The sequence below is a fragment of the Pseudomonas putida S13.1.2 genome (assembly GCF_000498395.2).
In the GTDB taxonomy this organism is placed as follows: domain Bacteria; phylum Pseudomonadota; class Gammaproteobacteria; order Pseudomonadales; family Pseudomonadaceae; genus Aquipseudomonas; species Aquipseudomonas putida_Q.
The window spans coordinates 1,386,012-1,406,290 of record NZ_CP010979.1 but is presented as its reverse complement, the minus strand read 5'-3'; the positions used below and the strand labels follow the sequence as shown (position 1 = coordinate 1,406,290).

The window sequence follows — 20,279 nt, the reverse complement described above, 5'->3', positions numbered from 1 at the left end:
GTCAGCTCCGTGCGATCAGGGAAACGGCCGGGAACCCGCCGAAGGGCAGCTGGTTGCCCTGGCCAAAGCGAACTGTGCAGCCTGAGTCCAGACAGCCATTGCACTGGTCCTTGGCCGGGTCGCCCGTGGCGTTTCCATCGAGGTCGAAGTAGGGGCCGGTGTATCCGCAGTTGGGGCCGCGGTAGCCGGCGGTCATCGCCCAGTGGCACAGCTGGGTCATCTGCCGGCCAATGGTCTCGCCGCCGACATCGCCAGGGCTAGCGAGCTCCCAGGCGACCGTGGTACCGCTCTCCGACACCTTTTGATCGATGTACCAGACCTCGATCGCTTCTTCGGTAGGGTCTGCCTCCAGGTTGCCGGCGGGGAAGTTTGCCGCGTCTAAGTAGCGCGCCATGGTGTGACGCATGGTCAGCTTGAACTCGAGCAGGTTGTCGAAGGCCAGGCATAGCGCTGTGATCCTGCCGTTGACGTTGCCTACGGTCAGCGTGGGCCGCACGGCGGTGCCGTCCGAATTGGCTTCAATGCCATCGATTTGCATCGGCCAGGCCCCGTACTCGCTCCCCTGCCACCAGATCGACTTGGCCGGCAGCTGATCGGCGTTCGCGCCAGCCGCTGCAAGCTCCTGAGGCGTGTGCGGTATCGCATGCCCATGAAATCGCAGCGTGTCCGCTCCGAAATCGGAGCCGTCCAGTTCGAACAGCAGGATTTCCGCGCCCGGTTCCAGCTTCTGCAGCTGAGTGATCAAGCTCATGGATGAAACGCTCTCTCAAAGGTTGCCGTCAGCACCACCACCCCACCCGGCTTGCGCTGCTGCCGAAAGGCCTTGCAGCGGTACATGCCGAGTACACCCTCGGGATTGGTCCACAAGAACGCGGTAGCGCCCCGGTGCCGTCTAATGAAGACCAGGATGGGCGCGACCTCGTCCGCCAAGCCGCCGAACGAAAGCGACCAGCTGTCTGTTTCGGCGTTCAAGCCATCGGTGGACACTTGGGCATAGTTGTCACCGAACTGTGATGTCCGAGTCCGCAGGGTGCTGTCACCGCCGGCCTCGTCGTCAGGAGTCCAGGTAAATGTTTCGATCGCCATCAGCGTCTCCCGTTGCTGTTTCGATAGCTCACGCCACCGGCGCGCCAAGAGTCGGTAATGGCTCGCTCAGCTACACCCTGCATCTGCTTCTGCAAATTCTGCTGAAGCGCAGTGCTATCAAGCTCCATACCCTCGTCGCTCCTATCCGGAACGGTTAAATACATAGGAGCATCAATCTGCACCAATGTGCCTCCGCTCGCGGAGCCGCCGACCATCTGTACGCCCAGCGATCCGTCAGGCCCGCGTGCCAAAGGCATGATCGCCTCAGGCCCATCCTCACCAGCGACTCCCAGCCCGCCATTGCCCATGCCGAACATGGTCGGCGTGTTCAAAATATTGTTGGTGGCGAACCCGGCGCCTTTGGCGAACATCTGCACACCGTTCGACCAGGCGCCACCCAAGGCCTGCGGAAAATACGTGCTTCCATAGCCAGCCTGGGATGCGCCCAGGTTAGAGGAGATCGCTCCGGCAGAGCCCGGAGTCATGCCGTTGCCTGACCCGCCGCCGAAGTAGCTGCCGACTGCCGATACCCCCAGCCCCACAAGCCCACTCAGTAATGAGCTTGCTGCTTGTTGACTGGCGATCCTGGCCATATCCGAGAGCACGCTAACGGTGAAGCTCTTGAAGTTGGCCTTCCCCGTCATGGCAAAGTCGGCCACAGCGTCACGTGCCGTATTGAAACCGGTGGTGAGCATGTCGTCAGTTGCGCCAGCCACGTTCGCTGCGTCAGCCTGGATGTTGGCCCAAGCCCGCTTAGCGCCGTTTCGGTAGTCGCGCTGCGCCTGCAATCTGGCTTCGAAGCCGTCGACCTCCATCTGCAACTCACGCGCCTGGTAGTCGGCGAGGTCTGCCAGCCGCTGCTGGTAGGCGTCCTGGCTGAGCCGGCGCGACACGTCCTCTTGCTGCTCCTCCAGTTGTCGACGCGCCTCCGCATATTTCTGCCGGACGGTGTTTAACCGGTCGGCCTCTTCACGCTGGTCATCGCCCATACTTACGCCGGCCACATCCGCATTGATTGCGTCCTGACGGGTCTGCAGGACCACTTCCATCGCCTTGCGATAGGCCTCGGCACTGTTACGCCGCACCTCGGCAAGCTTCCGCTCTTCCTCGGCTCGCTTCTGCAGGACGGGATCGGCATAGGCCGTGTTGAGGTTCTTGATGCCGAGCTCCATCTCGGCGGCGGTGATCTTGCCTGCGGCTTGCGCCTTACGAAGCCCCTGCACGCCCTCCGCCAGATCCTCCAGCCGCTTTTTCTCGGGCAACGCACGGTCGATGATCGCGTCGAGGGCCTTGATCTCATCCTTTAGCGCCTTCGCGCGGTCCTTGCTGCCCTCGGTGGCATCCTTGTTGGCCTTCTTCTGCGACTCGATCGCGCTGGCAGCCGAGAGGATCGCCTGGCGATCTGTTTCGGTGAGGTCGGCGTTTTCCTCGATGTAGCGGTTGGCGATTCTCGTCGCGTCGCCATTATCCTGCAGGCCTGCCAGCTGCTTCTGGAGCGTTTCCAGGTAGGTCTGCCCTGCCGAGCTCATGCCGACCTTCGCGGCATTGTTCGCCTGGGTGGCCGAGGTGTTTTCTTCGGTGACCCCGGTGAGCACCCGCAGGGTTTCGGCAATCAGGCCTGAACGCTGATCGGCATCGCTGACAGCGCCAGCCTGGGTGATCCACTGCTGCAGGGTTCCGGCCGGAAGCTGTAGTCGAGCGCCGACCTCCTGCAGGATTGGCGACAACCCCTGACCGGCGGAGCGTGCTTCGTTTAAACGGTCAATCAGGCCTTGGTATTCGGCAAGCTGGCGGTTGTATTGGCCACCGGAGTCACGCGCCGGCGCAGTGACTACAGCAGATCGGATGGACTGGGCCAGGTCGCCGTATGCATCCTTGACCTTGTCTGCAGAAGTTATCTGTTCCTGCTGCCACTTGACCAACGACGCTTCGCGCTGGTCCTTGTTGAGCTTCGCGAACTCTTCCCGCAACTGCGAGACCGGCTTATGCATCTCTTCGAGGCTGATGCCCGCCCGATCTGCGTTATCGCGCAACAACAGGAAGCTGGCCGCTGCGGTACCTGCTAGCAGGGCCAGGCCCATCGGTCCGCCCAGTACACCAAGCAAGCCGGCGCTGACAGATCGAAGGCCACTCTGGGCAGTTGCTACCGCTGCAGTAGCAGCGGCTTCTCTCTGCCGCGCCTGAGCCAGTTGGATCGACATCTGCGTCTGAATCGCAGTGCCTTGCGCTGCCGCAGCCTCGCGAGCGGCCAGGATGGTTGCGGTTTGGGCCTTGCGCTGATCGGCGATGGCCGCCTGCAAAACTGCCTCGGCCTGGGCAATACGCGCCGCACGGTCAGCCCGTGCCGCCTGGATTGCCATCCCAGACTTGGCCACATAGTTGGTCAGGGCCGCAGCACCGACGCCGCCCATGGCCACGGCCACCAGATCCACGTTGTCCGCCAGCGCAATTAGCACGTTTGCCAAGCCTGCGACTATGCCGGTTTGCTCCTCCATCTCACCCAGGAATGTCTGAATGGCGTTGCTGATGTTCACCATCGCGTCCTGAACGCTGGTGGACATGTCGGCCGCAGCCTTGCGGTTGGCCTCCACGGTGCGCAGCAGGCCGGTATTGATATCATCGAGCGACAGCTTGCCCTGGACGCCGAGCTTTCTGATCTCCTCCGCGCTCTTGCCTGTGGCAGTGGCGATGGCAGTGACGATGGTGGGCATGGCGTCCTGAATGGACACCCAGCCATCCGCTTCAACTTTTCCGGTCTGCAATGCCTTGGAGTAGGCATCCAGTGCGGAGCCGGCCTTGTCGGCAGCGGCAGCGTTGGTCACGAGCAGGAAGCTGAAGCTGTCGGTGATATCCAGCGTCTGCTGGGTGTTGAATCCCAGACTGCGCATCACATCTGCGGTGCGGATGTACAGCTCTTGGGCCTCAGCCAGTGGCCGGTAGGTTTCCTGAGCAGTTTGCAGCAGGTGCTCCTGCACCGCCTGGTACTCACCAGCGCTGCCGGCTGCGGCCTTCATGCGGTCGGACATCTGACCGTAGGCGTCAACCTGCTGAATGATGCTGCCAATCAGGCCGGCACCTGCGACGGCGGCAAAGGCGCCACGCATCAGCCCCCCAGCCCTCTGAGCAGCAACACCAGCGGTGTCGAACGCAGAGTCAACCTGCTCAAGGTTGCGGTCGATCGACTGGGCGGTGCGTGCCACCACCTGGTCCGCGCTGGCCAGCTCGCGGCGCAGCTGTGCCGTGGTGGCCTCGATCTGGACCAGCATCCCCTGGACTTGTTGGTCGGCCATGCAAATCTCCAAGCACAAAAAACCGCACGGAGGCGGCACGCTGTCTACTGTTTGGGCCGCCCTCGCAGGAAGCTCTTCAACTTGTCCGCAACGCTTTCACGCTTCTGCGGGGACGCCGGGGCTTGCCCCTGGCCTTGGCCCTGCCCTCGTCCGGTCCAATCAAGCCGAGCATCCAGAGCGAGCATGATTTGCGGAATGGGGGTGTGCCACGCGGTGTCAGGCGGCCAGCCAAGCCAGCCGGTGGCCACGCCGAACAAGTAGTCGACGTAGCTGCCGTTCTTCACTGCGCTGTGCTGACCGCCTCGTCCTTTCCCCGGGCGGCCACGCTCGGTGGCACCGGGTTAAGCAGGACGGTGATGAACTCAGTCAGCTTGCCGGACACCTGGGCCACACCGGTGTGAAACACTTCACCGGCGATGACTGGGTGCTGATCCGGCTTCAGGTCGGCGCCAGCGACAACAACGTCGGCACAGGCGGCGATACTCATGAGGCGCATGGACTCCAGCGCGCCGCGCAGCCCGCCGAAACGGGCCTCGATGCGCAGCGCTGCATCCAGCGTCGGCTTGAGGGTGTAGCTGCGACCGCCAATCACCAGCGTGACGGTGCCGTGCAAGGCTTCGCTCATTGGGTTTCTCGCAGGAGAGGATGGGGCTTGCGCCCCATCGATCACGGGACAGCCGGACCGGCTGGGATTTCGATGATGTCGGTGTTGATAGCCAGGGTCACGTTGCGGCGGACGACGTTGTCGGCGGCGCCCGGGGCCACGGTGTTGTTCATCACCTTGACGCCGTAGTAGAACGTGGTCGGCAGGATCGCAGGGGTTGCGCCTGGGTCGCCATCGTTGAGCGTGACCTTGATGTTGTAATTGCCCTTGGTGCGGTCTTTGTGAGCGACACCCACGGCCTTCTGGCCGGCATCGCCATTGTCCAGGCCAACGGTCATGGTCATGTTGCCCGCATCAGCGGTGCCCTTGTACTTGCGCACCCGGCCATTGGCCAGGGAAGTGAAGTTCACCGGGTTGAACGTGTCGCCGAATTCGCCCAGATCTTCGATTTCGCCAACGTCCACATAGGTGTCAGCTTCGTATTCCGTGAGGGTGCTCGCGCCGGTCTTGCCACCAATGGAGAGGCGGCAGCCGGCAGCTGTGTTGAGGTTGTCTTCGGCCATGGGGGGTCCTCCAAAGGCACATTGGATAAAGCCGCTGGGCGGCCGGTAGGTGAATCAGTGGGTGGTGATGACGCGGACGGTGATCGACCCTTGATAGGTGATGCCGTCGGCGTCGCGCTGCGCGTCGGACTGTTCGACCCGGACGGAAACCGCTCGGCCCACCTCCAGCGGAAGCCGGCGCTCGTCCAGGGCCGCGATGACTTCGCCGTTGATGCGCTTCACCTCGGCCTGGCCTACGGCATCGGACCAGACCGACAGGTAAAGCAGGCGCGTTTCGCGCTTTCGGCCCGAGATCGGTCTTCTGTTGACCGAGACTTCCCGGTCGATCGAGACGTACGGCATGTCAGCGTTCAACGGCGCGCCATCGTATATCGGGCAGCTGACCTCGGCCTGAAGCCTGGCGAAGATGGCCTCCTGCAGCGCCAGTGATGGATCAGCCATTGCCTACCCCCTGACTTGCCTTGCGCAGCGTGCGGCGGACTGCCTCTTCAAGATCGGCCATGACAAACTCGCGGTTGACGTCCAGAGACGGGCGCAACCACGGATGTGCCGGCCTCGCTGGTATGTCCGGGTACTTGCCGAAGAAGTGCTGCCCATCGGACTTGTTCTTCGTGTCGCGCTGGCGTATAGAGTTGCGCCGCCCTTTCAGTTGCGACTTGTCGCGGTTGTTGGTGTGCATGCCGCCGATCGCGTTCCGGTCAGCTCGCTGGTACATGCTGCCGGAATAGCCCTTGGTCCCGTACTCAAGGAACCGCAGGTAAAAGAATCGGCGATTGTCTCGCTTGCCCCGTATGCCCACCTGAGCATCCAGCCCGCTGGGGGTGACGTAGACACGCAGGGCGGCCGCAGCAGCGCCGGTATCCTTGGGGATCAGCTGTCGCTGGGTTTCGAGTACCCGCGCGGCTGCTTTGGCCATGGCAGGCTGCAACTCGTTGTCCATCGTCTTGTGGATATTGCGCAGCGTCCGGCGCAGCCGGATGTCGCCGCGGAGGCTCGACCGGCGCGCCATACCCTACTCCTTGGCTGGATCAGCCTTTGCGGGCTTCGCGGCCTTGTCGGTGACCGCTTCAGCGTAGCCTCGGGCAATCAAGCCTTCGCCCTGCTCTTTGGTCACCTCGAACTCTTCGCCTTTCTCACGCTCGCCAGAAGCGCCCGTCAGCGGACCCAGTGCTCGGATTTTCATGGTTCACCTCATGGGTTAGGTACCGATGAGCACAGAAGCCTCATCAGTGAATTTTCGTTGTCAGGAAGGACAGCCTCGACCTGGTAAGTAACTCCACGGCGAGTAAGTCGCGAGCCGGCCACAATGTCGGCCCGCGGCCTGCCGATGATTTCGGCTGTTACTACAGCAGTGAGTTTTTCTGCCACTGCGGTCACACGACCACTAGGCGTCCGAACCTCACCCCACATTTCAGGGCGAGCAGCTGGCAGCCACGTCACTGTGGCGCCCCCGGATTTATTCCTCTCCTCGTGTCGATGAGCCACCTGCAGCCGATGACGCAGCGGCCCGGCCCTCATATGCCCCACCCGATACGATGCGGCGTCAGGAGCGCCTTCGAACCTTGCGGCAGTTCGGTGGCGATGGTCCCGATCACAATGTCCTCGCGGTTGGCGTAAAGATGGCCGAGGATCAGCAAGCAAGCCGCCTGGATCTGCTTATTGCTGACCATGGGTGAGTCACCGGCATCCCCGGCGGCGACAGCCTCATCCAGCGCCTGCTGGTTGGCGTAAAAACGGCGGTTCAGATAGTCCATCGCCTGCCCTTCCGCCGCCTCGACCAGCAGCTCCAGGTACTCGTCATCATCATCGGGATCTCGAAGGTGATGCCGGGCAGTGGACATACTGATAACCGGCATCATCTACTCCTTCAGGGGTTCGAGTGATGCCAGATTCCGCTGCAGCAGTTCCTCCGCATGCCGGCGCGGCACCGTATATGCCGGACCGCCGCGGCGACGAAGCTCACCCTCGTCCATGTACGAACGCAGCGGATAGATCTGAAGAGTCGCAGGGTTGGGGTTGGCCCGATCATCTAGTGCCAACTCATCAGCGCCGGCGCCGCCATCTGCCAAGACTGAGGCAGTTTGAGCGACGGCTTCGGATGCGGCATCGGCAGCGTCCATCGTGGAGATAGCGGCACCCTGCTCGCCTGTGACGCCATCCGACCCAGTGCCAGCGGCTGCCTGCCCTTCTGCCGTCAACAGACCCGAGTCCTCCGCCGAGCCTGGAGCAGTTGCAGGGACGCCCGAATCAGCGGAGTCGCTAGCGTCTGGAACGATCGCTCGGCCAGGCGAAAGAGGCAACCCGACAGCTTCAGACGGCCCGCTGCTGGAATCAACGGTCGATACCGAATCCTTCGCATCAGCGGTGGAGGCTGGTGTTTCCTGTTTACGTGCCATTGGATTACTCCATTGCGGCGCCATTTCTGGCGCCGATCTGCGGGATGGTTAAGGCGTGACTAGCGGGCCAGTAACAAATGCTTCGTCGCGATAGATGGCAAAGGCCAGGCGCTCTTCAGCACGAATCGTTGCCATGTTTTTCTCGAAGTCATCACTGTTCTCGGTCGAGATCAACACTTCGATTTCCATGCGGTCGAAGATCTGAGCGCCGAGCTTGAAGGCACCAACCAGGAAGTCGTTCTGGGTCATGGCCTGGGTGGAAACCACCGGACGATTCCACAGCTTCGCGTTGGTGCCTTCCTGCGGTTGACCGATGATGTAGCGGCCTTCCCCGTCCTTGGTCAGTTCAATGGCCGCCCAGTCGATCGGGTTGAGCACGATGCCGTCCGATGGAAACTCGGCCAGTTCGGCCTGCAGCAGTGCCAGGCGCAGGCGGTCAATGCGCTGCTCGCCCACTACAGCAACGCCAGCCGGGGCGGCGTACAGTTGAGCAACGGTCATGAGGCCCTGCAGGTTCACACCGGTGCCGTTGCCGTAAAGCAACTGAGCCTCTTCAGCCATGTTGAGGCCGTACCGTGCACGACCGTCGATGTAGCTCTGCAGGGCCTTGGCATCGTCCAGCATCTGCCGGCTGGCTTTGAACAAATGGGCGATGGTCCGCACGTTCGCAGTGGTCAGGCCGAAGGTCAGATCGGAGTAAGGCTTGGCAGTGGTCTCCGCCACGGTACGGGCGTTGTTGGTGAAGCCAGTCTCACGGACGTACTCGATGGAGTTCGATTCGGTGGTACCCGGCGCGACCAGGTCGCGAACGGTCAGCCGGCGTTGAGCCGGGGCAATGATCCCCGGCAGGCGCTGAGTCTGCACTAGGTCACCGCCGGTTGCGGTGGTGATGGCCGCACGCGGCACGGAGACACGACGAGAGCCGCGGAAGGACGAGGTCATGTCCTTCATTTCTTCGCTTTCGATCACGAGGGCGCCTACCGATTTCTGCGGCTCCTCCTGATGGTTGCGATCCCGGCTTGCGTTCACGAGCTTCTGCTCGGCCTCGCCCAGTCGCGCCTGAAGCTCGCCCTGCTTGGTCAGCAACTCATCGACCTTGGCGCGCGTTTCGGTATTCATTTCACCGGAGGCCTTGATCTGCTTCTCGGTCGCCTCGGCTTGGCTTTTGATCTGATCGCCAATGCCCTTGAGGCTGGCGTTGAGTTCCTTGACTTGGGCTTCAAAGTCCATGGTCACTTTCCTTTCAGAGAATTGAGGAGATTGGTTGCCGCGCTCAGAGAGGCGGAAAGGTCTGGCGCGACAGCGCGGGGCTTATCGGGCGGGGCAGCGTTATGCGTACCCCCGCCGGCAGCGCGAGGCATGCCGGACTTGAAACTGGCGAACAGTTCGCGACGCTCGGAGCGAGGCATGCCGCCCTTGGCCAGGGCTACATCCATGGCTTTGAGTGCATTGGATTGGGCCGCGTCTTCGGTTTCGCGCTCGGTTACCTCAGTGGGCGACAACATCCCAGTGGCCAGACCAAGCTCAACTGCACGCTTGCCACGGATGTAGGTTTCGTCGTCCATCAGCTCGGCCATGTCTTCTGCCGACTGGCCGCTGGTCTCGGCATAGAGGTCTGCCATCGCGGCGTCGAACTCCTCCATGTCGTCAGCGATATCGCGCAGGTAATTGCGATTGCCGGCGAGCCAGGTCCAGCAGTTGTGGATCATGAGGAAGGCGCTGCTGGCCACCTCACGTTTTTTGCCGGCCAGGAAGACAATCGAAGCAGCGCTAGCCGCCATGCCGAGCACCTTGGTGGTGACCTGGTGGCTGTGCTCCTGCAGGCGGTTGTAGATGGCAATGCCTTCGAACATGTCGCCGCCTGGCGAGTTGATATAGACAGTGACATCTCGCTCGCCGATGGCCCGCAGAGCAGCATCGATTCGTTTCAGCGTGACGCCTTCGCCATACCAGTCTTCGCCGATCACTCCGTAAACAGTGATGGTGTCCGAGGTGTTCTCGACTGCCGCCTGGATCGCGGGATTCCATTTTTCGAGCGCGCGCGGGGACATCTCGCTGCGCAGGCCGCGAGACTGGATCTTGTGCTTCATGGATTGCTCCCGTGATTTACTTTTCCGGCTGTTGGAGCCAGTTCATCAGCGCGGCCCTTGCGGCCTGGCTATCGTTTTGCTTGCCCAGCTGATCCAGTGGTACCAGGTTCGACTGAACCGTAAGAACGTCTCCACCGGGCATGCTGGGCTGATTCTCTTTTCGGCGCCCCTCATTTCGAGTAATGAAGCCGTTCTGGGCCATCGTGCTGAGATAGGCCGCGCGACCGGCGCTGTCTGCACGCAGGAACGCTTCAAGTGAGTACTCTGCGTAGAACTTGATCCGGTCAACAGCCGTCATGCACCACTTGTTCACGCACTGCTCGATCGGCGCCGTGAAGGACATGATGCAGTAGGTGAGGAACGCGATCTGTTGTTGTTCCAGGCCGGTCCCCCAGTTACTGCCCTTGTCGGTCTTCATCACCATCCAGGGCGGTACGCCGAACCATCGGCAAATTTCCTCGATGCTATGTCCCCTCGACTCCAGCAATTGCGCATCGGCAGGGTTGATCCCGATCATCTCCGGCTTCACGCCCTGCTCAAGCACTGGGCTCTTGCCAGCATTCAATGCCCCGGAGATTGTCTTAACGTACTCACGAAACTCGACGCGCTGAGCCGGGTTAAGCGTCTTGTCGACCGAAAAAGCGACTGTGGGCATCATGCCGTTGCGGAAGGTGCTGTTGGCGGCATCGTCAGCAGACATCGCCGAACCGAACACATCTGCTCCGTACCGAATAGCGGAAAGACCGACTCGGCCATCAAGGGTGAAGGCCGGAATGTGCAGCATGTCCTGCCGCTGGATCTCTCGACGGGCTCCCTTTCGGGGCCTGAAGAAATACCTGAGCCGTCCATCGTCGTCGAACTCAAGATCGACTCTCGACGGCAACAGGAAGTCCAAGGCGATGACGCGCCCAGCAGAGCGATGGATCTCGCAGTAGGCGTTGCCCCACAAGAGCATCGAGGCGACGACTGCCTGCCAGAAATGGAAGGCAGCCATGTCTTCGTTGGGGCTGTTGTGCACAACGTCGTACAGCGGGAAATCACGGGCGCTCTCTCGACTACCATCGGGCATCCGCCGGTAGATGCTCAACGGCAAGCCAGCTACCGAAGTCGAGATAATTCGAACGCATGCCCACACAGTGGACAATCGCATGGCCTTATCAACGCTGACTGACTTACCACTACTGGACTGGGCGCCGTTGAAGGCACTCCAGAAACCTCCATCCGACAGCTTGATGGTCTTGCCCAGCCATTCACTCATACTGGCTGAAGGCTTGGTGGCAGCAGCCCCCAATGCCTGGGATAGGGTTTTAATCACTGACAAGCCCTCTGCGGATGAAGCCAGCGATGCAGAAGAAGCTCAGCGATCCGGCCAGCAAAGCCCAGCCGGTACCAGCCAGCATCCAGACCCCGCTGCACGCCAAGCAGAAAGCGACCACTGCGCAGGCGATGAAAATATGAAATGCGTTCATGCGATCAGTGGGTCCCGAATGCCAGCCATGAAGTTGTCCATTCCCCCTCGGCCTTCAGGATTGAGGCTGATCAGAGAAACGGCGTTGAAAGTAGCCATCAGCGGGTCGATCTTTGCTGTGCCCGAAGCCTGCTTGGTGATCAAGAACGCATTGGCCGATGGCACCCCTTTGGCGTTACCGCAAGACCAGGCCATCAACGGTTGGCCGCAGTGCAGGAGCGTGCCTTCGGCAAGCTTGCGCTCTGTCGTCTTGATTGCGCCGGTGAGCTTCCAGCCCTGGGAGATGCCGACGATCTTGTCTTCCTCGACCTCAGCATCCGCCAAGGCATCAAGAACAGAGCCAATCCCTGCAGGGTCGAGACCCACCTTATCCAGAAGACCTGTGGCATTGACCCGGGCCACAATAGCCGCGAACTGCGCTACGTCGTCACCGATACGCTCGACGATGGTGAGATCACCTGCTTTCTCCAGGTCTCTGAGGCGCGGCGCCTCAGATTTGCGCCGTTCAAGAACAGAAGGATGTGCCCAGGCGTGAGCCCAGTGGAACCACCTGCGGGTACCAGCCTCCCGCCCGATCACGGCTAGCCCGAGCAGGTCATCAAGACCCCCTCCATCACCACCAACATCGACCACCTCGCACCTGGTGAGGATTTCATCAAGGTTCAGCCAAGTAGCAGCTTGAGCCTCCCAAAATTCCGCCCCGACCCACGCGTCGGACATCAGCGCCAGGCCGATCTCGATGTTGAGGTGCTTGGCCAGGAACCCACGTAATTCAGCCTCACCGTCCAACTCAGCCTGCATAAACAGGCGCTCAAGCGTAGGCCGGTCAACGGAGTAGTCGATGTTCGGATTGACCAGGTGGAAGTTCTCAGGCTTCCGCGCCTCGCCGCTCTTGATCATCTCTTGAGAGAACTCATAGATGATCGGCAGGAAGCGGTTGTCGTCGATCCGGCCATCACGCACGCCGCGTGCATAGTTGAGCTTGGAGCGGAACACACCCGCCGGCGGCTCATTCGACTGGGTCGTGAGCCAGATGATGAAGCCTTCGGGTCGCGACAGCAGACCGCCAGTGGCCTCACGGATCATGTCAGCGGCTTTCGGGTTTTTGCCGAATAGCCAAGCTTCGTCGATGAGGACACCGACGGCTTTCTTGCCGCCCACCACATCGCTATCCGCAGCCACCACCTTCAAGGTGGCACCGGTCTCGCGATGGGTGATCAACCGCAGGTGAGGCTGAACATGCAGCAACGCTTTCAGCTCGTCGTCATTGTTGACCATGTCTTTGGCCGGGATGAACGAGTTGTCGGCAATCTCCTTGGTCGGCGCCAGGATGATGAACTCAGCCGAAAGACGCCAGTTGCGGATCAGTGCGGTCAGCATGATCCCTGCAGCGATCGTAGATTTACTGTTTTTCTTCGGGATGCAGAGCATCACTTCGCGGATCAGACGCTCGCCAGTCTCGCTGTTGTAGCTGCCGAAGATGGCCCCGGCGAATGCCAAGACCCAGGGTGCGCAGGCAGCCTCAATGGTGGGGCTGCCCGGGGCATCGACGATCTTCAGCCCCTTGAACACATCGAGGCCGGCTTCAGCTTCGTCTGGAAACAGCGGCTCGGGGATGATTGATTCGCCCGCAGCCAGGCACCTCCACCAATCCGGGCAGGCTGTTGTCCATTGCATAGGTCAGTTCTTCACTACGGAGAGAGGCGGCTTGCCCTGGGAGTACTTGCCTTTACCGACCTGCTTGGCGGCCTCGGCCTTCTGCTCTTTCTTGCCCTGGTCGGCGACCTTGCCGTGCACATAAGGCATTAACGTCTTGGCCGCTTCCAGCCGCATGCGCATGTCGGCGCCTTCTGCGTTCATCAGTTCAGTGAGGAAGGCTCGCGGGTCGTCGGTCTCGGTTAACGACAGCTCATTGGCGTGCTGCTCCTGAGGTTGTTCGGCTTTAACTTTTCGAGAGCGTTTAACCTCAGAACTGGAGGCCTGCTTTTGCTTCAAGCGGCGCCCGACTTCGGCAAGGACATCGGGGTCCTTCGCAAGCTTGGAGCCCGCTTGCGACGCGGTCTTCTCCGAATATCCTGCGGCGATCGCCGCCTCGCGATTTGTGGCACCCGACAGCAAAGCGTCAACAAACCGCCGCTTCTTGTCGGTTAAAGCCATGGTTAACTTTTCCTGAAACGGGAAAAAATGTGTACGTGGGGTCGGAGGCGGTCTAGCTAGATGAGAATCCCTAGCTTTTGACCCCCCTACCCCTTTCGCAGCACGTCACTGGCGTGCTTCTGTGCCGCCGCGCTGGCTTTCGGCGATCCGCTGCCGTGTCAGCCACCCAGTCCCGCCGCCTCCTCGGCCTGCTTGACGGAGTCATGGCACGGCTTACAGAGGCTCTGCCAGTTGGTCTCATCCCAGAAGAGAACCATGTCTCCACGGTGAGCAACGATGTGGTCGACAATTCTGGCGGCAGTTGTGCGGCCGTTCCGCTCGCAATAGACGCAAAGCGGGTTGTCGCGTAGGTACCGCTCTCGGGCTTGCTGCCACTTGTAGCCATAGCCGCGCTGGGAGCTGGTCATGCCGCTTCGCCAACTGCCAGGGCTCACCACCTTGACCCGTGATCCTGCGCTCTCTTTGATGCGAGAACCGAGCGTCTTGAGCCTGGCCATCAGTGCACCTCAACCTTCAGGCCGCGACCGCCCCAGTAGGCAACCCGACCGGGGTTCGGCTCACATCCTGTGACCTGCGCCATGGCCAGCACGCCAGCCAGGTAGTACTTCAACCACCAGCGATGGCGGCAAACGATCGTTGCATACACCCTAGCCATGCCGACGCTCCTCACCTCTTGTACCAAGTCATCTCATAGCACCGCGCATCAGGCGGCACCTCGGCGATCGGCCAGCGCAGGCAGTCCATGTGCTTTCGCTCAGGGCGAGTGCGGCTCACCCGAAGCGTCTGCACCAGGTAGGCCGAACCGGCTGCAGTGGTGATGAAATCGCCGACCGCGATGCCATCGGCGCCGTCCACGTACAGCTTGCAAGGCGTGTAGGGCGCCTTGGCCATCAGTTGAAAGGATCAGCGGGCTTAGCGATCGAACGCACGAGCCACATGAAACCCTGCTGCAGGTTGGTTTTGGCCAGAGCCAAGGTGCGCTGATCAACCCCGTCAATCTGGCCGATCTGCTTGAACAGCTCGCCGGCATCCGCTTCCAGGGCCTTGATCGAGTTCATGCCGTCGATCTCGCTCTGGGAGAGGTCGCGGTAGCCGGTGATCTTCTTGTGCTGGTTGTCCATGGTGAATCCTCATGTGGGCGCGCCACGAAACGGCGCATGTCTGTTTTGTGGCGCGGAGCAACTCTTGGCCTAATTGAACGAGCCAGATGACCACTGACGCTAGTGACACGGAATGCCATCAATTCGTCTCGATGAGTCATATTGCTGGCTTTCTGCAATCGAACTAATACTTGGGTATCTGCCTGGGGAGGCCTAAGTCATGCAACCACGATTCGTTATCGTTCCGGCTGTGCCTATCGAAGGTGAGTCCTTCCAAATCGGTAACCGGTTCTATGCCGCCACCACTTCGGGCGGCTTCGACATCTACGACAATCAAGAAAAGGAAAGGCTGAAGCGCGGCTTCACCAATAGGACGGCGGCGGCTGCAGAATGCGAGAAACTGAACGCTGGTTCACGCAACCCTGAAGAGCGATTCCCATTACTGCGCACAGAATGAGACACCACGAAACCGCGCCCCTAGATTTTGTGGCGCAGGTTATGGGCCATCGACCTTGCGCTCTGCCCAGCGTCTACCGAGCTGGCGCGCCTGCTCGACGCCCAGCACGCCGACAAAGCCAGCAGTGGCGAACGACCAGGCGATGCTCAGGCCGAACTCTTTCACGGTCAGGCCAACCACCATCACGATCAACGCGCCAAGAGTAGCCTCAATCAGCTGTCGGACTGGGCGGGTTTCCTGGCCATCGTATTGAATACGCAACCAGGTCAGGGCGAATGTCAGGCCCATAGCCAGGCCGTTCTCTCTTAGGGCTGTTAGTACAAGCACCCAGAAGGATGGGTCTTTCTCTGGCGGCATATGGGCCATCTCGATTCCTCCCGTTGCGGGGAGCGGAAAAAGAAAAAGGCCCGCTGTTATGGCGAGCCCTTGAATGGGTGCGGAGGGCCGGCACTTACCCGGCTTGGTGGTCTGGATCGCTGGGTCACGTACCCCAGACTCTCATCGCGTTGTCCATCAGTGACCGCACGGGTTTGACTGAACGCCACTACCGACTTAGCCCTGCTGCCAGGGCGCGTCATCCGCATAAACGAAAAACCCCAGAGCGCGATGTCTGGGGTTTGTCTGTGTCGCGTTTCTTGCAAGCTGGACACGCTGCTATGAAAACAGGTGTTTATCCGCGCGGAAAGCTTTTTATGCAGCCTCGCGCAATTGCTCCAGAGCACAGTCGATCCATGCCACTCCGGTGTTGATCAGTTCGCGCGCCTTGGCTTCACCCATCTTGTGCTCACGGGCGATGCGCAACGCAGGCCACTTAGCGCCGAAGTACAGCCAGACGAAGCCGCCCATCTGCGGGTTGCGCTTGTTCAGCCTGGCTACGGCGCCGTCCACCGCAAGTGCTAGGTCGTCCGTGATCACGTATTGCTTGAGCCCTCCTTCCGCTGGTGCGTGCTCCTTCATAAGCGCATAGAGCGGGCACACGTACTGAGGCACGCCCATGCCATCCATGCGCCACCAGCCCCATTGCTCGAGCATGTACGCGGTATCACCCAGGGCCTTGTCTACGTAGGTTCGTTTTTTCATGTCCTTCCCCCTTAATCCCCGGTGTAGTTGGTGCCTCCAGCGCCGCGCTGGTTGCCTCCCTGATATGTAGCCTCAGGCCCGGATGCCTGAGGGTTCTTCAACTGCTCGATCTGCCGGAGCGCTGCCCGTAGCCTCATGCTGAGCTGGGTCACCAGCTCATCCAGGGGCAGGGCTTCTCCAGTTGCTGCCGCTACAAAGCCCGAGGCGTTGCAGCGGTCGCATGACAATTCGTGAAACACACCCTGAGTGACCGCTCTCCCACGGCACAAAGGGCACTGAGCCAAACTGATCACAGCCTTCTTGAAGGCAGGGCCATGGCTCTTCCCTGTCACTTTGAATCCTCGCTTATGGTGGATATCGGAAGGCCGTCGAAACCCGCGCGCTCTGCGGCCTTGCAGAGGATCCATGAATCCGTTGATCTATCACCGGTCAAGCCGTGAACCGAGGCGAAACCCTTCTGATCAAGGTGGGCGTGCCACTTCTCCAGCGCCTCACGCTTACGCGCCATGACGTCGGACTGGATGTACACCTTCACGTTGTGGCCCATGGCATGGTTGATCAGCAGCTCACCCACCAGGTGGTCGACGCCCAGGTCAGCCCAACCGGTGCGGGCCAGCTTGCGCAGGTCGTGGCTAGTCCACTCGCCCTGCCCCATGACGGTGAACACGGCGGATGCCTTGGCCTCGCTCATGGGCTTGCCCTGGCGCCCCGGGAACAGAAACTCGCCGTCGTAGCCTTCGTTGCGCTGGATCTCGCGGTAGGCCATCAGCAGGAAACGCACCTGGTCGGTCAGTGGCAGGCGGTGCTGCACGCTGGTCTTGGTGTGCTCGGCGGGAATAAACCACTCTCGCTCGGCCAGGCTGATATGGCTCCAGCGGGCCAGGCGGGTTTCGCCCAGTCGGGTGCCGTGGCACAGCATCATCAGGGCCAGCACGCCATGCTGCGGCCGGTTGGCCAGGGTGCTCTTCATCCGGGCCATCAGGTCTTCGATGTGCACACCACGCAGTCGCGACGGCTTGACCTTGACCTTGGCCTTGGAGAAATCACCAAAACGGATGCCGGCCATGGGGTTCGAGCTGATCTTGCCGAGCTTGCGAGCCTGCCGGAAAGACAAGGCCAGCAATTGGAACACCAGTCGCACATAGTCGATCGACAGCGACTCTTGTAGGGGCCACATCAGCTCGCGGTCGAGCAGCGCCTTGTCGATCTGGGCCAGCGGGATCTGGCTGAGGCGCGGCACCAGATGCTGCTTGATCGCCGACGCCGCCGTGCTCTTGCGCTTGGTCGACAGGTTGCGGTCGCGGGACATGCGCTCAGCGAACCAGGCCAGCAGCTCACCGGTGAGCACCCAGCTCGACAGGCTCGATCCTTCGCCGGCTTCCAGCCGCAGGCGGATGTCGGGCAGCGCAGCGGCCACCTTGGCAGCGCTCAGCTCAGGGTACGAGCCGATCAGGTTCCACTTGCCCTTGTGGATCAGGTACCAGGACCCGCGCTCGCGGGAACGGTGAAACCGGAAGTACAGGCCATGGTTGCCCAGGGCGCGAAGGTCACGCACCTGGCCGGCGGCCTGCCGGCGAATCTCTGCATCGCTGATTTTTACAGCGGCGGTGTTGGTCATGCTGCAACCTCCGTTTTTGGCAGGGCCAGGTACGCCCTCAGGCACTCCATGGCGTCGAAATGCCCCTGACACACAACGGCCAGGTAGCCTTGTTCGTTCAGCCGGCGAATGCACGCTTGTTGGCTGGGTGATACGGGCGCCGGATCGACCGTCGCCTTGAACTCGATGTACAGGCCGAAATAGCCGCCTCGGGCCATGGCCAACACCAGATCGGGAATCCCGGCCTTAACGCCCTGCGCCTTGAGTTTCGCCGCGACCTCTTTGAGTCGGTGACCTCCATTCGGAACGTGGTAGATCAGTTCGAAAACCTCGGGGTAGCGCAGCTCAATCTCCCGCATGAGAGCGGCCTGCTCGGGCCCCTCGCGATCAACGCGCTTGGCGATGGTCTTCTTGGGCTTGTACTGGCGCAGGGCTGGGGGCTTCATGCGACCAGCACCCCCTCTTTCAGCAGCAGCGCCTGGGTGCGCATGACCCCCTCGGCGTGATACTGGCGGGCGGTATCACGGTCCACGGCACGGCTGCGCCCATCGCATGCGTCGTGGCAGGCGCTGCAGGACCAGGCGCCTTGCAGATCGTGCGGCTTCTTGCCGACGCCGCAGGTGCCAGCCAGGCGGTAGTGCGCAAGGACGGTGGTCTCGGGGTCGCCATTGCACACGCCTGGAATGCGCACCTGGCACTCCCGACCGCGCGCGGCCTTGGTCAGCTTGGTCTGGCGCATCAGATTCCCTCGCGACCACGGTGGGACGACCAGTCGAACGGAAGGACGATGCCGCCGCCCTCCCGCAAGCGATCAGCCGAACGCTCACCCATTGCCGCAGGGAGCTCTTTCGCGCCGAGGTTGGAAATCACAATGGTCGGTAGCATCCGCTCGTAGCGGCCGTTGATGATCGAGAACAGCCGGCTCAGTTCGAAATCGCTCGGGGCCTCCTTGCTCGCCCCAACTTCATCGAGCACCAACAGCGACGGGCGAATCAGCGCGTCAAGGATGCTTCCCTCTGTCTGGCCCAAACTTCCATCGAACGTTGCGCGGATGGCTTGCAGAATGCCGCCGAGGGTCCGATAGGCAGCGGTATGGGTGGAGTTGGCCATGACTGCCTGGGCGATCGACACCCCCAGATGAGTTTTGCCGGTGCCAGGGTTGCCCACCAGGATCAAGCAGCGGCCCGAGGCCAGGTTGGCTTCGAACTCTGCGGCATAGCGCTCGCAACGCGCTTTAGCCTTGTGCTGGCCGTCGCAGCTCACTGCGTAGCTATCGAAGGTCTTGTCCTTGAACCGCTTTGGAATCAGCGAGTCACCCAGCTTGTAGGCGAGGTCAACGCGCTGACGCTTGACGTCTTCGGCCTGGCTTTTGGCAACCTGCGCCGCCTTGCAGCCTGGGCACGGCGAGCGGAAGGTGTGGCTGAGGACTTGGTGAGTGGTTGCTTCATACGGGCCATGTTCTTCGCACATGGCCATGGAGGTGACCTGCGGGCCGGCAATGCTCGACAGGTGGACAACTTTTTCAGAACGCATACGTGCCATCCTCCCGTGGAATGAGGCCGTCGTGGTAGTCGCGGTCGTTGAAGCCGTGATGACGGCTGTTTGGTTTGCCCTGTGCGGGCGATTTGGCGGCGAATCGCTTGGTGATCCATTCCACCTCGAAGCTGCGCCACCCGCTCTCGATGACGATTTCCATGACCTGGGCAGGCTGGATACCGAAGGTCAGGCACTGGCGAAGCTTGTCGTTCAAGCGCGTCCAAACCCGGGAGCTCATTGGGGCGCCCTTGGACTTGCGGACCGCCAAGTAATCAGCGATCAGTGACTCATCGAGCCCATGCGGATTGTCGGCCAGCATGGCGGCTTTGCCGAAGGGCGCCTTGCGCTCGTCCTTGGCCGGAGTAGGCTCCGAATCGCTGGGGGGGCATGTAACATCTTCCGAAGGAAGATTTACATAGGGGGTTTCTTTCTTAGAATAAAGAAGGGACTCGGCGGTTTTGGTCTGTTTCGACTCTTCGCCGATTCGGACCACTTCAGCCGAGTCGGCTGTTTTGGTCTGTTTCGGCTCAGTCACATAGACCCAGTCTTTCGGGTCATTTACGCCGATGTCACCCCGTGCACCGCCCTCACGGAACAGAACGCGGCGACGCAGCAGACTGGAAACCGCCTTGGACACGGTGTCAGGGTGGGCGTGGATGGCTTTCGCGATGTCCGTTGCCGGGATGCGCTGAGCTCCAGCACCGAAGTTGATTGTGGCCTTGGCCACGTACAGCACAATCTTCATCTCCCGAGCTGGGAGATCGATAGCCAGCAGGCCATCCATGAGCTGGTTGTCCATTCGGGTGAACCCCCTGGACTTGTCAAGTGGGACTATGTTTGTCATGCTTCAACTCG

30 protein-coding genes are annotated in these 20,279 nt (G+C 61.2%); 1 reads left to right on the top strand and 29 read right to left on the bottom strand.

The genetic code is table 11. The features are described from left to right. Nucleotide 1: 1 nt before the first annotated feature. The 21 genes from N805_RS06395 to N805_RS06310 all read right to left on the bottom strand — a co-directional run bounded on the left by N805_RS06395 (nucleotide 2) and on the right by N805_RS06310 (nucleotide 14,775). The gene (locus N805_RS06395) at nucleotides 2-751 is read right to left on the bottom strand and encodes a phage minor tail protein L (protein WP_019471629.1); all 750 of its coding nucleotides are present in this window, start codon (nucleotides 749-751) and stop codon (nucleotides 2-4) included. Continuing rightward, nucleotides 748-1,086 carry a phage tail protein gene (locus tag N805_RS06390; RefSeq protein ID WP_019471628.1) on the bottom strand — a complete coding sequence of 113 codons (339 nt, stop codon included), beginning with the start codon at nucleotides 1,084-1,086 and terminating at the stop codon, nucleotides 748-750. Before N805_RS06390 ends, N805_RS06395 begins: the two co-directional genes overlap by 4 nt. Continuing rightward, entirely contained in the window at nucleotides 1,086-4,376 is a 3,291-nt protein-coding gene (locus tag N805_RS06385) for a phage tail tape measure protein (RefSeq protein WP_019471627.1), read from the bottom strand. The genes N805_RS06390 and N805_RS06385 overlap by 1 nt, the downstream gene beginning before the upstream one ends. Before the next feature lie 44 nt (nucleotides 4,377-4,420). After that, complete coding sequence (locus tag N805_RS30935) at nucleotides 4,421-4,660, bottom strand: hypothetical protein (protein WP_019471626.1); 240 nt, start codon at nucleotides 4,658-4,660, stop codon at nucleotides 4,421-4,423. After that, a complete protein-coding gene (locus N805_RS06375) occupies nucleotides 4,657-5,001 on the bottom strand; it encodes a hypothetical protein (protein ID WP_019471625.1) in 345 nt (114 codons plus the stop codon). The genes N805_RS30935 and N805_RS06375 overlap by 4 nt, the downstream gene beginning before the upstream one ends. 41 nt (nucleotides 5,002-5,042) lie before the next feature. After that, a complete protein-coding gene (locus tag N805_RS06370) occupies nucleotides 5,043-5,543 on the bottom strand; it encodes a hypothetical protein (RefSeq protein ID WP_019471624.1) in 501 nt (166 codons plus the stop codon). Between the two features lie 54 nt (nucleotides 5,544-5,597). Next, on the bottom strand, nucleotides 5,598-5,984 hold the full coding sequence (locus N805_RS06365; RefSeq protein WP_019471623.1) for a DUF3168 domain-containing protein: 387 nt from the start codon (nucleotides 5,982-5,984) through the stop codon (nucleotides 5,598-5,600). Then, entirely contained in the window at nucleotides 5,977-6,552 is a 576-nt protein-coding gene (locus N805_RS06360) for an HK97-gp10 family putative phage morphogenesis protein (RefSeq protein WP_019471622.1), read from the bottom strand. Before N805_RS06360 ends, N805_RS06365 begins: the two co-directional genes overlap by 8 nt. Before the next feature lie 3 nt (nucleotides 6,553-6,555). Further along, nucleotides 6,556-6,726 carry a hypothetical protein gene (locus tag N805_RS30720; protein WP_019471621.1) on the bottom strand — a complete coding sequence of 57 codons (171 nt, stop codon included), beginning with the start codon at nucleotides 6,724-6,726 and terminating at the stop codon, nucleotides 6,556-6,558. An 8-nt stretch (nucleotides 6,727-6,734) separates the two neighbouring features. Beyond that, entirely contained in the window at nucleotides 6,735-7,061 is a 327-nt protein-coding gene (locus tag N805_RS29690) for a phage head closure protein (protein ID WP_080956783.1), read from the bottom strand. Then, nucleotides 7,058-7,399: a head-tail connector protein gene (locus N805_RS06355; protein ID WP_026034467.1), complete on the bottom strand. Its 342-nt coding sequence runs from the start codon at nucleotides 7,397-7,399 to the stop codon at nucleotides 7,058-7,060. Before N805_RS06355 ends, N805_RS29690 begins: the two co-directional genes overlap by 4 nt. A 3-nt stretch (nucleotides 7,400-7,402) precedes the next feature. Continuing rightward, nucleotides 7,403-7,939 (bottom strand): hypothetical protein, encoded by a 537-nt coding sequence (locus N805_RS30465; RefSeq protein ID WP_019471619.1) that lies wholly within the window; start codon nucleotides 7,937-7,939, stop codon nucleotides 7,403-7,405. Nucleotides 7,940-7,987: 48 nt separating this feature from the next. Further along, nucleotides 7,988-9,169: a phage major capsid protein gene (locus N805_RS06345; protein WP_019471618.1), complete on the bottom strand. Its 1,182-nt coding sequence runs from the start codon at nucleotides 9,167-9,169 to the stop codon at nucleotides 7,988-7,990. Between the two features lie 2 nt (nucleotides 9,170-9,171). Then, a complete protein-coding gene (locus N805_RS06340) occupies nucleotides 9,172-10,029 on the bottom strand; it encodes a head maturation protease, ClpP-related (protein WP_019471617.1) in 858 nt (285 codons plus the stop codon). A 16-nt stretch (nucleotides 10,030-10,045) separates the two neighbouring features. Continuing rightward, entirely contained in the window at nucleotides 10,046-11,344 is a 1,299-nt protein-coding gene (locus tag N805_RS06335; RefSeq protein ID WP_019471616.1) for a phage portal protein, read from the bottom strand. Nucleotides 11,345-11,494: 150 nt separating this feature from the next. Then, the gene (locus N805_RS06330) at nucleotides 11,495-13,174 is read right to left on the bottom strand and encodes a terminase large subunit (protein WP_019471614.1); all 1,680 of its coding nucleotides are present in this window, start codon (nucleotides 13,172-13,174) and stop codon (nucleotides 11,495-11,497) included. 3 nt (nucleotides 13,175-13,177) lie between these two features. Then, nucleotides 13,178-13,654, bottom strand: a complete 477-nt coding sequence (locus tag N805_RS06325; RefSeq protein ID WP_019471613.1) for a terminase small subunit — start codon at nucleotides 13,652-13,654, stop codon at nucleotides 13,178-13,180. Between the two features lie 158 nt (nucleotides 13,655-13,812). After that, nucleotides 13,813-14,151, bottom strand: a complete 339-nt coding sequence (locus tag N805_RS06320; RefSeq protein ID WP_019471612.1) for an HNH endonuclease — start codon at nucleotides 14,149-14,151, stop codon at nucleotides 13,813-13,815. After that, the gene (locus tag N805_RS30715; protein WP_019471611.1) at nucleotides 14,151-14,309 is read right to left on the bottom strand and encodes a hypothetical protein; all 159 of its coding nucleotides are present in this window, start codon (nucleotides 14,307-14,309) and stop codon (nucleotides 14,151-14,153) included. Before N805_RS30715 ends, N805_RS06320 begins: the two co-directional genes overlap by 1 nt. 11 nt (nucleotides 14,310-14,320) lie before the next feature. Further along, on the bottom strand, nucleotides 14,321-14,545 hold the full coding sequence (locus tag N805_RS06315; protein ID WP_019471610.1) for a hypothetical protein: 225 nt from the start codon (nucleotides 14,543-14,545) through the stop codon (nucleotides 14,321-14,323). Then, nucleotides 14,545-14,775 (bottom strand): DUF7681 family protein, encoded by a 231-nt coding sequence (locus N805_RS06310; RefSeq protein WP_019471609.1) that lies wholly within the window; start codon nucleotides 14,773-14,775, stop codon nucleotides 14,545-14,547. Before N805_RS06310 ends, N805_RS06315 begins: the two co-directional genes overlap by 1 nt. 199 nt (nucleotides 14,776-14,974) lie before the next feature. Between N805_RS06310 and N805_RS06305 the strand changes: the two genes are divergently transcribed. Further along, the gene (locus tag N805_RS06305; RefSeq protein ID WP_019471608.1) at nucleotides 14,975-15,211 is read left to right on the top strand and encodes a hypothetical protein; all 237 of its coding nucleotides are present in this window, start codon (nucleotides 14,975-14,977) and stop codon (nucleotides 15,209-15,211) included. A 39-nt stretch (nucleotides 15,212-15,250) separates the two neighbouring features. Here the strand turns inward: N805_RS06305 and N805_RS06300 are convergent, their stop codons facing one another. The 8 genes from N805_RS06300 to N805_RS06265 all read right to left on the bottom strand — a co-directional run bounded on the left by N805_RS06300 (nucleotide 15,251) and on the right by N805_RS06265 (nucleotide 20,268). Continuing rightward, nucleotides 15,251-15,499: a phage holin family protein gene (locus N805_RS06300; RefSeq protein WP_019471607.1), complete on the bottom strand. Its 249-nt coding sequence runs from the start codon at nucleotides 15,497-15,499 to the stop codon at nucleotides 15,251-15,253. Between the two features lie 402 nt (nucleotides 15,500-15,901). Beyond that, a complete protein-coding gene (locus N805_RS06295) occupies nucleotides 15,902-16,291 on the bottom strand; it encodes an antiterminator Q family protein (RefSeq protein WP_019471606.1) in 390 nt (129 codons plus the stop codon). A gap of 11 nt (nucleotides 16,292-16,302) precedes the next feature. After that, entirely contained in the window at nucleotides 16,303-16,623 is a 321-nt protein-coding gene (locus tag N805_RS30930; RefSeq protein WP_019471605.1) for a hypothetical protein, read from the bottom strand. Continuing rightward, entirely contained in the window at nucleotides 16,620-17,909 is a 1,290-nt protein-coding gene (locus tag N805_RS06285) for a tyrosine-type recombinase/integrase (protein WP_019471604.1), read from the bottom strand. The genes N805_RS30930 and N805_RS06285 overlap by 4 nt, the downstream gene beginning before the upstream one ends. After that, nucleotides 17,906-18,334, bottom strand: coding sequence for a VRR-NUC domain-containing protein (locus N805_RS06280; RefSeq protein ID WP_019471603.1), 429 nt, complete (start codon nucleotides 18,332-18,334; stop codon nucleotides 17,906-17,908). The genes N805_RS06285 and N805_RS06280 overlap by 4 nt, the downstream gene beginning before the upstream one ends. Next, entirely contained in the window at nucleotides 18,331-18,627 is a 297-nt protein-coding gene (locus N805_RS06275; protein WP_019471602.1) for a DUF1364 domain-containing protein, read from the bottom strand. Before N805_RS06275 ends, N805_RS06280 begins: the two co-directional genes overlap by 4 nt. Further along, nucleotides 18,627-19,421 (bottom strand): ATP-binding protein, encoded by a 795-nt coding sequence (locus N805_RS06270; protein ID WP_019471601.1) that lies wholly within the window; start codon nucleotides 19,419-19,421, stop codon nucleotides 18,627-18,629. Before N805_RS06270 ends, N805_RS06275 begins: the two co-directional genes overlap by 1 nt. After that, nucleotides 19,411-20,268 (bottom strand): replication protein, encoded by an 858-nt coding sequence (locus N805_RS06265; protein WP_019471600.1) that lies wholly within the window; start codon nucleotides 20,266-20,268, stop codon nucleotides 19,411-19,413. Before N805_RS06265 ends, N805_RS06270 begins: the two co-directional genes overlap by 11 nt. Nucleotides 20,269-20,279 lie beyond the last annotated feature (11 nt).

Excerpts from the sequence above, each read along its gene's own strand:
- N805_RS06345 (WP_019471618.1), bottom strand. The coding sequence starts at position 9,169 with ATGGACTTTGAAGCCCAAGTCAAGGAACTCAACGCCAGCCTCAAGGGC.
- N805_RS06325 (WP_019471613.1), bottom strand. The coding sequence starts at position 13,654 with ATGGCTTTAACCGACAAGAAGCGGCGGTTTGTTGACGCTTTGCTGTCG.
- N805_RS06375 (WP_019471625.1), bottom strand. The coding sequence starts at position 5,001 with ATGAGCGAAGCCTTGCACGGCACCGTCACGCTGGTGATTGGCGGTCGC.
- N805_RS06270 (WP_019471601.1), bottom strand. The coding sequence starts at position 19,421 with ATGCGTTCTGAAAAAGTTGTCCACCTGTCGAGCATTGCCGGCCCGCAG.
- N805_RS06320 (WP_019471612.1), bottom strand. The coding sequence starts at position 14,151 with ATGGCCAGGCTCAAGACGCTCGGTTCTCGCATCAAAGAGAGCGCAGGA.
- N805_RS06310 (WP_019471609.1), bottom strand. The coding sequence starts at position 14,775 with ATGGACAACCAGCACAAGAAGATCACCGGCTACCGCGACCTCTCCCAG.
- N805_RS06305 (WP_019471608.1), top strand. The coding sequence starts at position 14,975 with ATGCAACCACGATTCGTTATCGTTCCGGCTGTGCCTATCGAAGGTGAG.
- N805_RS06330 (WP_019471614.1), bottom strand. The coding sequence starts at position 13,174 with ATGCAATGGACAACAGCCTGCCCGGATTGGTGGAGGTGCCTGGCTGCG.
- N805_RS30465 (WP_019471619.1), bottom strand. The coding sequence starts at position 7,939 with ATGGCACGTAAACAGGAAACACCAGCCTCCACCGCTGATGCGAAGGAT.
- N805_RS06280 (WP_019471603.1), bottom strand. The coding sequence starts at position 18,334 with ATGAAGCCCCCAGCCCTGCGCCAGTACAAGCCCAAGAAGACCATCGCC.
- N805_RS06285 (WP_019471604.1), bottom strand. The coding sequence starts at position 17,909 with ATGACCAACACCGCCGCTGTAAAAATCAGCGATGCAGAGATTCGCCGG.
- N805_RS06370 (WP_019471624.1), bottom strand. The coding sequence starts at position 5,543 with ATGGCCGAAGACAACCTCAACACAGCTGCCGGCTGCCGCCTCTCCATT.
- N805_RS06340 (WP_019471617.1), bottom strand. The coding sequence starts at position 10,029 with ATGAAGCACAAGATCCAGTCTCGCGGCCTGCGCAGCGAGATGTCCCCG.
- N805_RS06365 (WP_019471623.1), bottom strand. The coding sequence starts at position 5,984 with ATGGCTGATCCATCACTGGCGCTGCAGGAGGCCATCTTCGCCAGGCTT.
- N805_RS30720 (WP_019471621.1), bottom strand. The coding sequence starts at position 6,726 with ATGAAAATCCGAGCACTGGGTCCGCTGACGGGCGCTTCTGGCGAGCGT.
- N805_RS06360 (WP_019471622.1), bottom strand. The coding sequence starts at position 6,552 with ATGGCGCGCCGGTCGAGCCTCCGCGGCGACATCCGGCTGCGCCGGACG.
- N805_RS06355 (WP_026034467.1), bottom strand. The coding sequence starts at position 7,399 with ATGCCGGTTATCAGTATGTCCACTGCCCGGCATCACCTTCGAGATCCC.
- N805_RS06295 (WP_019471606.1), bottom strand. The coding sequence starts at position 16,291 with ATGAAAAAACGAACCTACGTAGACAAGGCCCTGGGTGATACCGCGTAC.
- N805_RS29690 (WP_080956783.1), bottom strand. The coding sequence starts at position 7,061 with ATGAGGGCCGGGCCGCTGCGTCATCGGCTGCAGGTGGCTCATCGACAC.
- N805_RS06395 (WP_019471629.1), bottom strand. The coding sequence starts at position 751 with ATGAGCTTGATCACTCAGCTGCAGAAGCTGGAACCGGGCGCGGAAATC.
- N805_RS06300 (WP_019471607.1), bottom strand. The coding sequence starts at position 15,499 with ATGGGCCTGACATTCGCCCTGACCTGGTTGCGTATTCAATACGATGGC.
- N805_RS06275 (WP_019471602.1), bottom strand. The coding sequence starts at position 18,627 with ATGCGCCAGACCAAGCTGACCAAGGCCGCGCGCGGTCGGGAGTGCCAG.
- N805_RS06390 (WP_019471628.1), bottom strand. The coding sequence starts at position 1,086 with ATGGCGATCGAAACATTTACCTGGACTCCTGACGACGAGGCCGGCGGT.
- N805_RS06385 (WP_019471627.1), bottom strand. The coding sequence starts at position 4,376 with ATGGCCGACCAACAAGTCCAGGGGATGCTGGTCCAGATCGAGGCCACC.
- N805_RS06265 (WP_019471600.1), bottom strand. The coding sequence starts at position 20,268 with ATGACAAACATAGTCCCACTTGACAAGTCCAGGGGGTTCACCCGAATG.
- N805_RS30715 (WP_019471611.1), bottom strand. The coding sequence starts at position 14,309 with ATGGCTAGGGTGTATGCAACGATCGTTTGCCGCCATCGCTGGTGGTTG.
- N805_RS06315 (WP_019471610.1), bottom strand. The coding sequence starts at position 14,545 with ATGGCCAAGGCGCCCTACACGCCTTGCAAGCTGTACGTGGACGGCGCC.